The organism is Planotetraspora mira (assembly GCF_016863275.1).
Taxonomy (GTDB): domain Bacteria; phylum Actinomycetota; class Actinomycetes; order Streptosporangiales; family Streptosporangiaceae; genus Planotetraspora; species Planotetraspora mira.
In genome coordinates, this window is sequence record NZ_BOOO01000016.1 from 118,954 (window position 1) to 133,430 (window position 14,477).

Here is a 14,477-nt window from a genome sequence, read left to right on the forward strand (position 1 = left end):
CTAGGTCATCGCCCTGACCGTCGAGCCAGCTGACAGTATGTGGGGCTATGACTGAGAGCTTCCCGCGGCTGTATGCCAGGACCCGCCGGTTCACCCTTGGAATCCCCCGTGGTTTCACGGTCTCTCCGGAAGGCGGCCGGGTCGTCTTCCTCCGGACAAAGTCGGGCACGGATTCGGTCACGTGCCTGTGGGAGCTCGACGCCGCCACGGGGGTCGAGCGTCTGGCCGTCGACCCGCTCTCGCTGGGGGCCGCCGACGAGGACCTGCCCGCGGAGGAGCGGGCCCGCCGCGAGAGGTCGAGGGAGTCGGCCGGCGGCGTCGTCGCCTACGCGACGGACCGCGAGGTGCGGCAGGCCGTCTTCGCGCTGTCCGGCGAGCTCCACCTGGCCGACATCGCCACAGGTGCCGTGCGCAGGCTCACGACCCCGGGCGCGGTGATCGACCCCCGGCTGAGCCCCGACGGGACCCGGGTGGCCTACGTCACGGCGGGCGCCCTGCACGTCCAGGACGTGGCGACGGGCGAGGACCTGGTGCTGGCCGCGCCCGAGGGTGACGAGATCGCCTACGGCCTGGCGGAGTTCATCGCCGCCGAGGAGATGGACCGCATGCGCGGCTACTGGTGGGCCCCTTCCGGTGACCGCCTGCTGGCCGCGCGCGTCGACGAGTCGCCGGTCGGGTTGTGGCACATCGCCGACCCCGCGAACCCCGACCGCCCCGCGACGGCGCAGCGCTATCCGGCCGCCGGCACGGCCAACGCGAAGGTCTCGCTGTTCGTGCTCGGCCTCGACGGCTCCCGGGTCGAGGTGCCGTTCGAGCAGGAGTATCTGGTGACGGCCTCCTGGAACGGGCACGGCGCGGACATCGTCACGCTCTCCCGTGACCAGAGGACCAGGCGCCTGTTCTCCGTCGACACCTCGACCGGCGCTACGGACCTCGTCAGGGAGGACACCGACCCGGCCTGGCTGGACATCGTCCCCGGCGTGCCCGGCCGCCTGTCCGACGGACGCCTCGTCTGGGTGACGGTCGCCGAGGGCGGGCATCGCCTGTTCATCGGCGATGAGCCGGTGACGCCGCCGTCGTTGCAGGTGCGGGCGGTGCTCGACGTCGACGGCGACACCGTCCTGTTCACGGCCTCGACGGAGCCCACCGAGATCCAGCTGTGGACCTACTCGGGCGGCTCGCTCCGCCCGGTGACCACCGAGCCCGGCGTGCACTCCGGCCGCCTCTCCGGCGGCGTCACCGTCATCCTGCGGCAGAGCGTCCAGGCCGAGGGCATGTCGGTGACGGTCGTGCGCCGCGACGGCGCCTCGGTGCCCATCGCCTCGGTCGCCGAGCGGCCCGGCCTCGAACCGCGGGTCTCACTCGTGCGCGCGGGATCGCGCGACCTGTCCACCGCCGTCCTGCTGCCGTCCTGGCACATCCCCGGCTCCCGCCGCCTGCCCGTCCTGATGGACCCGTACGGCGGGCCGCACGCGCAGCGGGTCCTCGCCGCCGGACGGATGTTCCTGGAGCCCCAGTGGTGGGCCGAGCAGGGCTTCGCCGTGGTGGTCTCCGACGGCAGGGGCACGCCCGGACGTGGCCCCGCGTTCGAGCGCGAGGTGCGGCATGACCTGTCCCTGGCGCTCGAGGACCAGGTGGACGCCCTCCAGGGGGTGGCCGCGCTGCATCCCGACGACCTCGACCTGTCGCGGGTGGCGATCAGGGGCTGGTCGTTCGGCGGCTACCTGGCGGCCCTCGCGGTGCTCCGCAGGCCCGACGTCTTCCACGCCGCCGTCGCCGGAGCCCCCGTCACCGACTGGCGGCTCTACGACACCTGCTACACCGAGCGTTACCTCGGCCACCCCGACGAGGGGCACTACGAGGCGTCGTCGCTGATCGGCGACGCGGAGAAGCTCGAGCGGCCGCTCCTGCTGGTGCACGGCCTGGCCGACGACAACGTGGTCGCGGCGCACACGCTCAGGTTGTCGTCGGCCCTGCTGGCGGCGGGCCGGCCGCACACCGTCCTGCCTCTGTCCGGAGTCACCCACATGACCCCGCAGGAGGTCGTCGCGGAGAACCTGCTGCTGCTCCAGCTGCAGTTCCTCACCAGCTCGCTCGGCGGGGAGTTCCGCCGGGATTGAGCCGCACGAACGGCCTGAGGGCGGCCGGTCCCGCGATCGTCGCGGGGCCGGCCGCCCTCGGCCGTCCTCACCTGCCCTTGCCGTGCCAGCTGTCCCACAGGGCGGCGTACGCCCCGCCGGCCGCGACGAGCTCGTCATGGGAGCCGAGCTCGCTGACGCGTCCGTCCTCCACGACGGCCACGCGGTCGGCGTCGTGGGCGGTGTAGAGCCGGTGCGCGATCGCGATCACCGTACGGCCGTCCAGGACGGCGGCCAGCGAACGCTCCAGGTGCCGGGCCGCCCGCGGGTCGATCAACGAGGTGGCCTCGTCGAGCACCAGCGTGTGCGGATCGGCCAGGACGAGCCGCGCGAGCGCGAGCTGCTGTGCCTGGGCCGGGGAGACGGCCTCGCCGCCCGACCCGACGATCGTGTCCAGGCCCTCGTCGAGGGCCTCGGCCCAGTCCCAGGCGTCCACGGCCTCCAGCGCCCTGCGGACATCGTCGTCCGTCGCGTCCGGCCGCCCGATCAGCACGTTGTCGCGGAGCGTCCCGCGGAACACGTGGTGCTCCTGCGTGACGAGCGCCACGTGGCCCCGCAGGTCGTCGAGTGGCAGCTCGACGAGCTCGACGCCGCCGACGGTGACGGAGCCGGTCCCGGGACCGTGGATGCCCGCGAGCAGGCGCCCGAGCGTGGACTTGCCCGCGCCTGACGGGCCGACCATGGCGAGCCGCTCCCCCGCCCGGACGTCGAGGTCGATGCCGTGCAGCACGTTGTGACCCTCGCGGTAGGCGTAGGTCACGCCGGTCGCCTTCAGCTCCTCGCCGTCGGGCCGCGCGCCACCGGCCACACGGTCGTCCGGCACGTTGACCACGCCCAGCAGCCGGGCCATGGACGCCCCGCCGACCTGGAGCTCGTCCATCCACGACAACACCCGGTCGAGCGGGTCGATCAGCTGCTGCACGTACAGCGTGGCGGCGGTCACCTGGGCGAGGGAGACCCAGCCCTCGGCGTGGAACAACCCTCCCAGCAGGAGGGTCGCCACGACGGGGATCACGTAGCCGATCTCGACGGAAGGGAACCAGACCGTCCGCAGGCCGAGGGTGTAGCGCTCCGCCGCGAAAGACCGCGCGATGTCGCCGTCCGTCCGCTGGTGGCGGCGCTTCTGGATGCCCAGGGCCTCGACGGTCCTGGCGCCCTCGACGGTCTCGGACAGGCCTTCGGTCATGTCCGCGTAGGCCGCGTTCTCGCGGAGGTATCCGTCCCTGGCCCGCTTCAGGTACCACCTGGTGGAGATCCACAACACGGGGACCGCCACCAGGGAGGGCACCGCCATGACCGGGCCGACGAGCAGCAGCGCGCCCAGGGCGAACACGCACGTGACGACCGCGATCAGCGTCTCCGGGACGGCGTGCCGTACGGACCTGGACAGGGCGTCCACGTCCCGCGACGTGCGTGTGATGAGGTCGCCGGAGCCGGCTCGCTCCACCGTCGACAGCGGCAGGGCGAGCACCTGGTCGACGAAGTCCTCGCGGAGCTCGGCCAGCACCTTCTCGCCGAGGCGCGAGGACGCGTAGACCGCCAACCGCACCAGGACGGCCTGCACGACGACGAATCCCGCGATGGCCAGCGCGATCGTGTCCACGTGGACGTCGCCGGACCCGTCGGCGACGGCCTGGACCAGCTCGCCCAGCAGCCGCGGCGAGGCGAGGCCCGAGATCGCCGCGAGGGCGTGCAGGGACAGCGCCAGTCCGAGTTCCTTCGGATACTTCAGGGTCAGCCGCCGCGCGTAGGCACGCACCTGCGCGCGGTCGGCGACCGGCAGAATCCGGCTTGCCATGGTCAGCCCTCCCCTCTCGTGACGGTGGCCGAGTAGCCGGGCTCCGCCTGAAGCAGCTCCCGATGTGCGCCCTCGGCCCGGACCTTGCCGTCCTCGACGAACAGGACCAGATCCGCACGGTCGAGGACGAGCGGACTGGTGGTGCAGACCAGCGTGGTGCGGCCCGCGCGGGCCGCCCCGATCCGGTCGGCGATGCGCGCCTCGGTGTGGGCGTCGACCGCGCTGGTCGGCTCGATCAGGACCAGCACGTCGGGGTCGGCGGCCAGCGCCCGGGCGAGCCGCAGCCGCTGCTGCTGCCCGCCGGAGAACTCCCGGCCCGCCTCGGCGACATGGGCGTCGAGGCCGTCGGGCAACGACTCGACGATGTCGTCGGCGCAGGCGGCGTGCAGGGCCAGCCGTACGTCGTCGTCGGTCGCCGTGCCCCGCACGTCGAGCTCGTCGCGCAGGCGGCCGGTGAACAGCCGGGCGGCGTTGTCGGCGACCAGGATGTGCCGTCTGACCTCGTCGATCGGCAGCTCGTCCAGGGAGACGCCGCCGAGGGTCACCTCGCCGGGCGCGTAGCGTCCCAGCCGGTCCGTGATCGCCGCCGCCTCCTCGGGCACGGCCGTGACGAGCGCGGTGAGCCTGCCCGGCCGTACGGTGACGCCGGACTCGCCGTCCCGTAGGACGTCCGACGCGGCGTCGGCGGGCAACGTGGCCGTGCCGCCCTGGATCTCGGGGTCCAGCGACAGGATCCGGCAGACGCGGCGGGCGGCCACGTGCCCCTTGGTCACCCTGTCGGCGGCCTCCGTGAGCGTCCGGAGCGGGGCGATCAGGAAGGCGGCGTAGGCGTAGAACGCGACGAGCTGACCGGGGCTGATCCGCCCGTCCAATGCGAAGTGCGCGCCCAGCCAGGTGACGGCGGCGATGAGCACGCCGGGCAACAGGATCTGCGCGCCCTCCAGCGCCGACTCGACCGAGGCCACCCGGACGCCGGCCCGCCGGACCTTCTGCGACTCCTCGCGGTACCGGGCGGAGAAGAGCTCCTCTCCGCCGATCCCGCGCAGGACCCTCAGGCCGCCGACGATGTCGGAGGCGCGGGTCGCGAGGTCGCCCTGCAGGTCGCGCTGCGCGTGCTGCCTGTTGTGGAGCGGCCTGAGCAGCGGGCCCACGGCCCCGACCATCAGCGGCACGCCGATGAGCACGACCAGTCCCAGGGGCGGCGACGTGGACAGCAGGATCACCGTCACCGTGGCGACCGCGACGAACGCGCCCGTGCCGCGGAGCAGGATCTCCATCGCGTTGCCGATGTGGGCGATGTCGGAGTTGCCGACGCTGACGACCTCGCCGGTCGACAGTCTTTTCGGCAGCGTCGCACCCAGCCGGGTCGCCTGGCGGGTGGTGACCTGGACCGTCCGGTAGGACGCCCCGAGCCAGGTGAGCACCGCGAACCGGTGCCGCAGGACGCCCGTCACCGCCTGGATCACGCCCAGGCCGAAGATCGCGGCCGACCACTCCACCAGGACATTCGTACGGCCGTCCGCCAGCGCGTCGATCGCCCTGCCCAGTGCGGCGGGGACGAGCGCCTGCGCCAGCCACCACAGGATCGCCAGGCCGATGCCGACGAGCAGCGGCCACTTCTGGACACGCGCCACCCACCACAGGTACCGGATGGGACTGCGGGCGTCTGGAGTGCCGGGATCGGCGACAGGCAAGGAAATCATGGTCATTCTAGGCTCGCAAGATCGCAGGTCACCGGGCAAATGGTTTTCTGTCGTCAACCGAGGTTGACATGGGGAGGATTGTCAACTTAGGTTTACGGCATGAGCGACACGGCACAGCTGGCCAACGACGCCGGCAGCCGCGACCCAGCGATAGGGCTGCGGGCCGTACGGGCCCTGCGATTGCTGGTCGAGCGGCTGGAAGCACTGCAGGTGGAGAACGCCCGCAACGCGGGGTGGTCCTGGCAGGACATCGCGCTCCTGCTGGGGGTCACGCGGCAGGCGGTCCACAAGAAGTACGCGGGCGGACGGGGACTGATGAGGCGGGAGAAGTAGACGATGTTCGAACGATTCACCGACGAGGCCCGGCAAGTGGTCAAGCTCGCCCAGGGGAACGCCCGGAGCCTCCGGCACAACCACATCGGGACCGAGCACCTTCTCCTCGGCATCCTCGAGCAGCCGGACACCATGTCCGCGCGGCTCGTCAACAGGCACGGACTGAACCACGAACAGGCCGCGGAGGCGGTGACGCGCGTTCTCGGCACCCTGCCGATCGGCGACATCGACGCGGACGCCCTGGACTCCATCGGCATCGATCTGGCGGCGGTACGCGAGAAGGTCGAGGCCGCATTCGGGCCGGGGGCCCTCGACCGCCATCCGAGCAGGGACCGGCGAGGCGGCCTGGTCAGCGGCCGCGGCATCCCCTTCACCCCACGTGCCAAGAAGGTCCTCGAACTGTCGCTGCGTGAGGCCCTCGCGCTCAAGAGCCGCGACATCCGCGACGGCCACATCCTCCTCGGCCTGCTCCGCGAGGGGGAGGGCCTCGGTGTCAGGATCCTCTCCGACGCCGGCATCGACCTTCCGGCCCTTCGCGTGGAGATCCGCGCCGAGATGGAAACCCCTCCCCGGTAGAAGCCCTTCACGGGCGCGCGGACCGCACGACTCGGCGGCGGTACGTGAGACGCCGATGTGGCGGACGCGCGTGGGCGACGTCCACCACACCGGCACAGGAATGCGCGCTCTACTTCGACGCGGTCTTGAGATAGTCGGCGTTCATCCGGGCGATCGCGTCCAACGGGATGCCCTTCGGGCACACCGCGGTGCACTCCCCCGTGTTGGTGCAACCGCCGAAGCCCTCGGCGTCCATCTGCTCGACCATGGCCTTCGCCCGCGCGGCCCGCTCGGGCTGCCCCTGCGGGAGCAGGCCGAGGTGGGTGATCTTGGCCGCCGTGAAGAGCGAGGCCGACCCGTTCGGGCAGGCGGCCACGCAGGCGCCGCACCCGATGCAGGTGGCCGCGTCGAACGCCGCGTCCGCGTCGTCCTTGGGAACCGGGACGGCGTGGGCGTCGGGCGCGGATCCCGCGGGAACGGAGATGAACCCACCGGCCTGGATGATCCGGTCGAAGGATGACCTGTCCACCACGAGGTCCTTGACCACGGGGAACGGCGCCGCGCGCCAGGGCTCGATCGTGACGGTGGCGCCGTCCTCGAAGTGCCGCATGTGCAGCTGACAGGTCGTCGTCGCGCGCTGCTCGCCGTGGGCGACGCCGTTGATGACCATGCCGCACATGCCGCAGATGCCCTCGCGGCAGTCGTGGTCGAAGGCGACGGGATCGTCGCCCTCGAGGGTCAGCCGCTCGTTCAGGACGTCGAGCATCTCCAGGAAGGACATGTCCGGTGAGACGTCCTGGACCTCGTAGGTCACCATCCGTCCGCGATCCGACGAGCCGTTCTGGCGCCAGATCTTGAGGGTCAGGTTCATGCCCGCTTCCCCTTGCCTGCGTGGCGCTCGCTCACTTGTAGCTCCGCTGGGTCATCTTGACGTATTCGTACTCGAGCTGTTCCTTGTGCAGGATCGGGCCCTCGGGGCCCCACTCCCACGCGGCGACGTAGGCGAAGTGCTCGTCATCGCGCAGCGCCTCGCCGTCCGCGTCCTGCGACTCGGCCCGGAAGTGGCCGCCGCACGATTCGGTGCGGTGGAGGGCGTCCAGGCACATGAGCTCGGCCAGGTCGAAGAAGTCGGCGACCCGGCCCGCACGCTCGAGCGCCTGGTTGAGGCCCTCGCCGTCACCCGGCACCTTCACGTTGTTCCAGAACTCCTCGCGGAGCTCGGGGATCCGCTCCAGCGCCTTGCGCAGCGACTCGTCGGTCCGCTCCATGCCGCAGTAGTCCCACATGAGACGGCCCAGCTCGCGGTGGTAGGAGTCGGCCGTACGGGTCCCGTTGACGGCGAGCAGCCTGTCGATCTTCTCCTGGACCGCGGCCTCGGCCTGGGCGACCTCGGTCGCGTCCACCTCGCCGAAGCCGCCGGCTCCCGCGAGGTAGTCGCCGAGGGTCGTCGGCAACACGAAGTAGCCGTCCGCCAGACCCTGCATCAGCGCTGACGCGCCGAGGCGGTTGGCGCCGTGGTCGGAGAAGTTGGCCTCGCCGATCACGAACAGGCCGGGGATCGTCGACTGCAGGTCGTAGTCGACCCACAGGCCGCCCATCGTGTAGTGCACGGCGGGATAGATGCGCATCGGCGTCTCGTAGGGGTTCTCCCCGGTGATCCGCTCGTACATCTCGAAGAGGTTGCCGTACTTCTTCTCGACGGCCTCACGTCCGAGCCTGGCGATCGCGTCGGCGAAGTCCAGGTAGACGCCGAGCCCGCCGGGACCGACGCCGCGGCCCTCGTCGCAGACGTTCTTGGCGGCGCGGCTGGCGATGTCCCGCGGAACGAGGTTCCCGAAGGCCGGATAAATCCGCTCGAGGTAGTAATCGCGCTCGTCCTCGGGGATGTCCGCCGGCGTCCGGTCGTCACCCGTGCGCTGCGGCACCCAGACCCGGCCGTCGTTGCGCAGCGACTCCGACATCAGCGTCAGCTTCGACTGGTACTCCCCGCTGACAGGGATGCAGGTCGGGTGGATCTGCGTGTAGCAGGGGTTGGCGAACATCGCCCCGCGCTGGTGGGCCCGCCAGATCGCCGTGGTGTTGCACCCCTTGGCGTTGGTCGACAGGAAGAACACGTTGCCGTAGCCGCCGGTCGCGAGCACCACCGCGTCCGCGAGGTGGGTCTCGACCTCCCCGGTGACCAGGTCGCGGACCACGACTCCGCGCGCCCGCCCGTCGCTGATGACGAGTTCGAGCATCTCGTGGCGGGTGTGCATCTCCACGGTCCCGGCCGCGATCTGCCGCTCCAGCGCCTGGTAGGCGCCGAGCAGCAGTTGCTGACCCGTCTGACCCCTGGCGTAGAAGGTGCGGGAGACCTGGGCGCCGCCGAACGACCGGGTGTCGAGCAGCCCGCCGTACTCACGCGCGAACGGCACGCCCTGCGCCACGGCCTGGTCGATGATGTTCACGCTGACCTGGGCGAGCCGGTAGACGTTCGACTCCCGGGCGCGGAAGTCGCCGCCCTTGACGGTGTCGTAGAAGAGCCGGTGGACGCTGTCGCCGTCGCCGCGGTAGTTCTTCGCCGCGTTGATCCCGCCCTGCGCGGCGATCGAGTGCGCACGCCGGGGTGAGTCCTGGTAACAGAACGACTTGACCTTGTAACCCAGCTCACCGAGCGTCGCCGCCGCCGAGCCGCCCGCGAGGCCGGTGCCGACGACGATGACGGTCAGCTTGCGCTTGTTGGCCGGGTTGACCAGCTTGGCCTGGAACCTGCGGGTGTCCCAGCGCTCCTCGATGGGTCCCGACGGGGCCTTCTCATCCTTGATCGGCTCGCCGATCGTCCACGAGAGGCTCATTTCACCACTCCGATCATCACGGCTAGGGGTACGGCGACGAATCCGGCCACGAGCACGGCGGAGATCACGGTCGAAGCCGTCTTGAGTGCCTTGTACCGGTGGGCCAGGCCGAGCGTCTGGAGCGCGCTCCACATGCCGTGCCGCAGGTGGAGGCCGACCATCGCCAGGGCGACCACGTAGAACACCGTGACCCACCAGCGGTCGGGCGCGAACCCGGCCACCACCCGGTCGTACGGCATGGCCTCCCCGCCCTTGGGGTTCACCACCCCGAACGTGAGGTCGAGCAGGTGCCAGATCACGAAAAGCAGGATGATGACGCCGCCGTAGCGCATGGTCCGCGTGGCGTACCCTCCGGCCTGCGGCTTCACCCGGGCCGCGTACTTCACGGGCCGCGCCTTGGCGGCACGCCTGGCCAGCGACACCGCCGACCACATGTGCAGCACGACGGCTACCGTGAGGCCGATCTCGGCGATGGTCAGCAGGGTGCGGTTCGGCAACGCGGGCGAGCCCACCGTCCGCAGCCATTCGGCGTAGTGGTTGAAGGAGTCGGCGCCCAGGAACACCTTGAGGTTCCCCAGCATGTGGCCGACCAGGAAGAGCACGAGGACGGCGCCCGTGACGGCCATGACCGCCTTCTTGCCGTTCGACGAGCCGTAGAAGCCGCGGGGGCGCCTCCGCACGGGGGCGGCGGGCGCGCGGTCCACCTTGTGGTCAACAGTGGCTGTCACATCGGGAAACGCTAGGCAGAACCGTGTTCGGGCGTCCAAGTCATCGCAGGTCTGGTTTCGATAGCCGGGGGCTATCCGCCGTGCCCGGCGGGGTTGACAGGCCTTGACGGCTTCGGCCCGGTGCGACCAATCTCACAGAGTGGACAGGTCGTAGGCTATCGACACGTGCAGTTCCAACAGCTGGCCTACTTCCTCGCGGTGGCCGAGGCCCGGCACTTCACCCACGCCGCCGAGCGGATGCGGGTCGCCCAGCCGTCCCTGAGCAAGCAGATCAAGGCTCTCGAGACCGAGCTGGGGGCGCCCCTGTTCAGCCGCGCCCGGGGCAACGTCACGCTCACCCCCGCAGGGGAGGCCCTCCTCCCCCTCGCACGGCGCATGCTGGCCGACGCCGAGACGGCCCGGCGTGAGGTGGCCGAGCTCGCCGGTCTCCGGCGAGGGCGTGTACGGCTCGGCGCGACGCCCTCCCTGTGCGCGGGGCTCCTCGCGGACGTGCTGGCCCGCTTCCACGGCGACTATCCCGGCGTAGAGCTCCAGGTCGAGGAGGGCGGCTCACGCGACCTCGTCCGCGACCTGGCGAGGGGACAGCTCGACCTCGCGCTCATCATCCTGCCCCTGCAGAGCAGCGACCCCTCTCTGGTCACCGAGGAGATCCTCCGGGAGGACCTCGTGGTCGCCTCGGCCGCCAAGCCGGGCCGCAGGCCGCACATGCGGATCGACGAGCTGCGCGGACGCCCCCTGGTGATGTTCCGGCGCGGCTACGACCTGCGCGAGGCGACGCTCACCGCGTGCAGGCAGGCGGGGTTCGAACCCCGGTTCGCCGTGGAGGGCGGAGAGATGGACGCGGTCCTGCGGTTCGTCGAGGCCGGTCTGGGGGTCGCCGTGGTCCCCTCGATGGTGCTCGACGGCCGGCCGGGGCTGGTGGGAACCCCGATCCTCCCGGGGCTGCGCAGGACCGTCGCCCTCGCCCACCGCAAAGACGTCGAACCGACGCGAGCGGCCCAGGCCTTCCGTTCCGAGCTCCTGTCCTTCCTGGTGGAGGCGGCCGCCATGGGAACTCTGTCTCCGGGGATAGAGGCACTCACCCATCAAGAGCCAGGCGAGAATTCGTAAATTGACGGTAAGATTTCCCGATCGTGTTCCCGACGCTTCGAGAGGCGTAAGTGATCACGGCCTCGCCCGATCTGCCCGACCCGCTCACCCTCCTGCTGATCGAGGATGATTCGGCCGACGCGTTCCTCGTCGAGGAACTGCTCGCGAACGCCGAGCGACCACCGAAGATCACTTGGGCCCGCACTCTGGCCGAGGGGCGCGAGCGGCTGACCGACGACGTCCACTGCGTGCTCGTCGACCTGTCCCTGCCGGACGCGTCCGGCCTGGAGGCCCTCGAGCAGGTGCTGTCCATGGTCTCGGACACCGCCGTGCTGGTGCTCACCGGCCTCAACGACGCGCACGTCGGGATCGAGGCGGTGGCCGCCGGCGCCCAGGACTTCCTGGTCAAGCAGGACGTGGACGACCGGCTGCTGATCCGCGCCATCCGCTACGCCATCGAGCGCAAGCGCGCCGACGTCGCCATGCGCGAACTGGTCGAGGAACGGATCGTCGGACAGGAGAACGCGCGCCTGGAGCGCGGACTGCTCCCTGTCCCGCTGCTCGCCCCGGGTTCCCTCCTGGACCACCAGACGAGATATCTGCCCGGGCGGGTGCGCGGCCTGCTGGCCGGCGACTTCTGGGACACCGTGCAGACCGCCGACGGCGCGGTGCACATCCTCATCGGCGACGTCTGCGGTCACGGGCCCGACGAGGCCGCCCTCGGCACGGCTCTGCGCATCGGCTGGCGCACGCTCGTCCTCGCCGGCCACACGGGCGACGAACTGCTGGCGACGCTCGACACGCTGCTCAGGAACGAGCGGAAGTCACCGGAGATCTTCACGACCCTGTGCACCGCCACCATCGATCCTGAGCTCCGCAACGCCCGCATGCACGTGGTCGGCCATCCGTCTCCGCTCGTGATCAGGAACGGCGTCGTGGACATCGTCACCGACATCCCGTCGGGGCCGCCGCTCGGCATCTTCGACGACGTCGTCTGGAATCCCGTCGACATCCCTCTGGGCGACACGTGGTCGCTCCTGCTCTACACCGACGGGCTCATCGAGGCGACGACCGGGCCCGGCCGCGACCTGCTGGGCACGGACGGCCTGGCCGACATCGTCCGCGACCACGGCGGCGTCGACCTCGACCGGATCATCGCCCAGGTCGGCGACACGCTGAACGACGACGTGGCCGCCATGCTGATCTCCCGGAACGGCTCAGGAGACGGCTTCAGCGACGACTTCCAGGAGGCCGGGAGGTCATGATGAAACCGGAGCCTCTCGCACCGCTGGCGCCCCATACCGGCAGGCGGGGGCTCCCCCTGGCCCGGTGGTTCGTCCTCGCCGGCACGGCATCCGCCCTCGTCTTCGTGCTGGGGGTCACCGCGATCCTGCTGACGCTCAGCACGACGCGCCAGGCCAGGGAGACGCTGGTCGACGTGATCGACCCCGCGACGCTGCACACCCTGGAGATCTCCACCGCCATCCAGGCCCAGGAGAGCGCCATCAGGGGATACGGCCTGACGACCGACCAGCAGTACCTCACGGCGTACCGCCAGGGCGTCGCCGCCGAGCAGACCGCCACCGCCGCCACCGCCGCGCTGATCCCCCGTCTCCCCGAGGCGCCGGCCGTACGAGCCGGGCTGGACCGGCTGTCCGCGGCCTCGGCCGACTGGCGGCGTGACTACGCGGAGAAGATCGTCGAAGCGGTGCCCACATCCGGGACCAGGGCGGTGAACCGCGACACGGCGAAGGTCAACGTCGAGCGCTTCGCCCGTGTCCGCGCGGCGCTGAACGCGCAGCAGAACCAGCTGAACCGGCTCCACGACATCGGCAGGAGCAGTCTGTACGACGGCTGGAACACCATCTACGTCGCAGTCGGTGCGCTCGTGGTCGCCGTGGTGGCCGCGGTGATCGGCTGCGCGTTCATCGTGCGCAGGGTCGTGGTCCGGCCGGTGGCACAGCTCGCCGGACAGGTCAGGACGGTGGCCGCCGGAGACTTCGACCACGAGCTCGGCGTCGACCGGCCGTACGAGCTGCGGGAGTTGTCCGCACACGTCGACGGCATGCGCAGGCGCATCGTCTCCGAGTGGCGGGCGGCGGTGGAGACGCGCCAGCAACTCTCCGACCAGACCAGGGAGCTCACGCGCTCCAACGGCGAGCTGGAGCAGTTCGCCTACGTGGCCAGCCACGACCTGCAGGAGCCGTTGCGGAAGGTGGCGAGCTTCACCCAGTTGCTCGAACAGCGCTACGGCGACCAACTCGACGACCGCGCCCGCCAGTACATCGCCTTCTCGGTCGACGGCGCCAAGCGGATGCAGCTGCTCATCAACGACCTGCTCGACTTCTCCCGGGTCGGCAGGGTCGGCGGGGACCTCCACCCGGTGCGGTCCGCCGACGCGCTGGACGCGGCCCTGCACAACCTCGACGCCCTCCTGTCCGACGCGGACGCCGTCGTCACGCACGACGACCTGCCGGAGGTCCTCGGCAACGTGCCGCTGCTGACCCAGCTGTTCCAGAACCTGGTCGCCAACGCCGTGAAATTCCGCTCCGCCGATCCGCCCCGCGTCCACATCGGCGTACGGCGGAACGACGCGATGTGGGAGTTCAGCTGCTCGGACAACGGCATCGGCGTCGACCCCCGGTACGCCGACCGGATCTTCCTGATCTTCCAGCGTCTGCACCCGCGCGACGTCTATCCAGGTAGCGGCATCGGACTCGCCCTCTGCCGCAAGATCGTCGAATACCATGGCGGCCAGATCTGGCTCGACTCCGGGGAGGGGCCAGGAGCCACGTTCCACTGGACGCTGCCGACCGTGGGAGAACCCGATGCCTGACTTCCGCCCCATCGAGGTGCTCCTCGTCGAGGACGACCCCGGCGACGTCCTCCTGACCAGGGAGGCGTTCTCCTACAACAAGGTCGGCAACCGGTTACACGTGGTGCACGACGGCGAGCAGGCGCTGATGTTCCTGCGCGGTGAGGGCGCCTACGAGGCGATGCCGCGGCCCGACCTGGTCCTGCTCGACCTGAACCTGCCCCGGGTCGACGGCTTCGAGGTTCTGCAGGAGATCAAGAACGATCAGGATTTGCGGATCATCCCGGTGGTGATCCTCACCACATCGGAAGCGGAGCAGGATATCCTTAAGGGTTACAACCTGCATGCAAACGCGTACGTGACAAAACCGGTGGACTTTGACCAGTTCATTCGCGTGGTGCGACAGATCGACGATTTCTTCGTGACTGTGGTCAAACTGCCGGGGAAGTGACGGGAATCACAGACGGTTGGGAGTGACCCTCCT

The 14,477-nt window shown here is 70.6% G+C and carries 12 protein-coding genes; 7 read left to right on the forward strand and 5 right to left on the reverse strand.

Annotated elements, in window-relative coordinates:
- The first annotated feature begins 47 nt into the window (after positions 1–47).
- A complete protein-coding gene (locus tag Pmi06nite_RS15590) occupies positions 48–2,120 on the forward strand; it encodes a DPP IV N-terminal domain-containing protein (RefSeq protein ID WP_203953701.1) in 2,073 nt (690 codons plus the stop codon).
- Positions 2,121–2,187: 67 nt separating this feature from the next.
- Here Pmi06nite_RS15590 and Pmi06nite_RS15595 read toward each other — a convergent pair whose 3' ends face one another.
- Positions 2,188–3,936, reverse strand: a complete 1,749-nt coding sequence (locus Pmi06nite_RS15595; RefSeq protein ID WP_203953702.1) for an ABC transporter ATP-binding protein — start codon at positions 3,934–3,936, stop codon at positions 2,188–2,190.
- Positions 3,937–3,938: 2 nt separating this feature from the next.
- On the reverse strand, positions 3,939–5,639 hold the full coding sequence (locus tag Pmi06nite_RS15600) for an ABC transporter ATP-binding protein (protein WP_203953703.1): 1,701 nt from the start codon (positions 5,637–5,639) through the stop codon (positions 3,939–3,941).
- Positions 5,640–5,738: 99 nt separating this feature from the next.
- Here Pmi06nite_RS15600 and Pmi06nite_RS15605 point away from each other — a divergent pair, with 99 nt between their 5' ends.
- Positions 5,739–5,972, forward strand: a complete 234-nt coding sequence (locus Pmi06nite_RS15605) for an RNA polymerase subunit sigma-70 (protein WP_203953704.1) — start codon at positions 5,739–5,741, stop codon at positions 5,970–5,972.
- Positions 5,973–5,975: 3 nt separating this feature from the next.
- Complete coding sequence (locus Pmi06nite_RS15610) at positions 5,976–6,548, forward strand: Clp protease N-terminal domain-containing protein (protein ID WP_203953705.1); 573 nt, start codon at positions 5,976–5,978, stop codon at positions 6,546–6,548.
- A gap of 109 nt (positions 6,549–6,657) precedes the next feature.
- Here Pmi06nite_RS15610 and Pmi06nite_RS15615 read toward each other — a convergent pair whose 3' ends face one another.
- The 3 genes from Pmi06nite_RS15615 to Pmi06nite_RS15625 are packed head-to-tail and all read right to left on the reverse strand — an operon-like array spanning position 6,658 to position 10,089.
- The gene (locus Pmi06nite_RS15615; RefSeq protein WP_203953706.1) at positions 6,658–7,398 is read right to left on the reverse strand and encodes a succinate dehydrogenase/fumarate reductase iron-sulfur subunit; all 741 of its coding nucleotides are present in this window, start codon (positions 7,396–7,398) and stop codon (positions 6,658–6,660) included.
- Between the two features lie 31 nt (positions 7,399–7,429).
- Positions 7,430–9,361 (reverse strand): fumarate reductase/succinate dehydrogenase flavoprotein subunit, encoded by a 1,932-nt coding sequence (locus tag Pmi06nite_RS15620; protein WP_203953707.1) that lies wholly within the window; start codon positions 9,359–9,361, stop codon positions 7,430–7,432.
- Positions 9,358–10,089 (reverse strand): succinate dehydrogenase cytochrome b subunit, encoded by a 732-nt coding sequence (locus Pmi06nite_RS15625; protein ID WP_239113932.1) that lies wholly within the window; start codon positions 10,087–10,089, stop codon positions 9,358–9,360. The genes Pmi06nite_RS15620 and Pmi06nite_RS15625 overlap by 4 nt, the downstream gene beginning before the upstream one ends.
- 165 nt (positions 10,090–10,254) lie before the next feature.
- On the opposite strand from Pmi06nite_RS15625, the gene Pmi06nite_RS15630 reads away from it, so the two are divergent.
- From Pmi06nite_RS15630 to Pmi06nite_RS15645, 4 genes are read left to right on the forward strand one after another with little or no spacing between them, the layout of a single operon-like run.
- Positions 10,255–11,199 (forward strand): LysR family transcriptional regulator, encoded by a 945-nt coding sequence (locus tag Pmi06nite_RS15630; protein WP_203953708.1) that lies wholly within the window; start codon positions 10,255–10,257, stop codon positions 11,197–11,199.
- 50 nt (positions 11,200–11,249) lie between these two features.
- The gene (locus Pmi06nite_RS15635; RefSeq protein ID WP_203953709.1) at positions 11,250–12,443 is read left to right on the forward strand and encodes a PP2C family protein-serine/threonine phosphatase; all 1,194 of its coding nucleotides are present in this window, start codon (positions 11,250–11,252) and stop codon (positions 12,441–12,443) included.
- The gene (locus Pmi06nite_RS15640; protein WP_203953710.1) at positions 12,440–14,014 is read left to right on the forward strand and encodes a sensor histidine kinase; all 1,575 of its coding nucleotides are present in this window, start codon (positions 12,440–12,442) and stop codon (positions 14,012–14,014) included. The genes Pmi06nite_RS15635 and Pmi06nite_RS15640 overlap by 4 nt, the downstream gene beginning before the upstream one ends.
- On the forward strand, positions 14,007–14,444 hold the full coding sequence (locus tag Pmi06nite_RS15645; protein WP_203953711.1) for a response regulator: 438 nt from the start codon (positions 14,007–14,009) through the stop codon (positions 14,442–14,444). The genes Pmi06nite_RS15640 and Pmi06nite_RS15645 overlap by 8 nt, the downstream gene beginning before the upstream one ends.
- Positions 14,445–14,477: the final 33 nt, after the last annotated feature.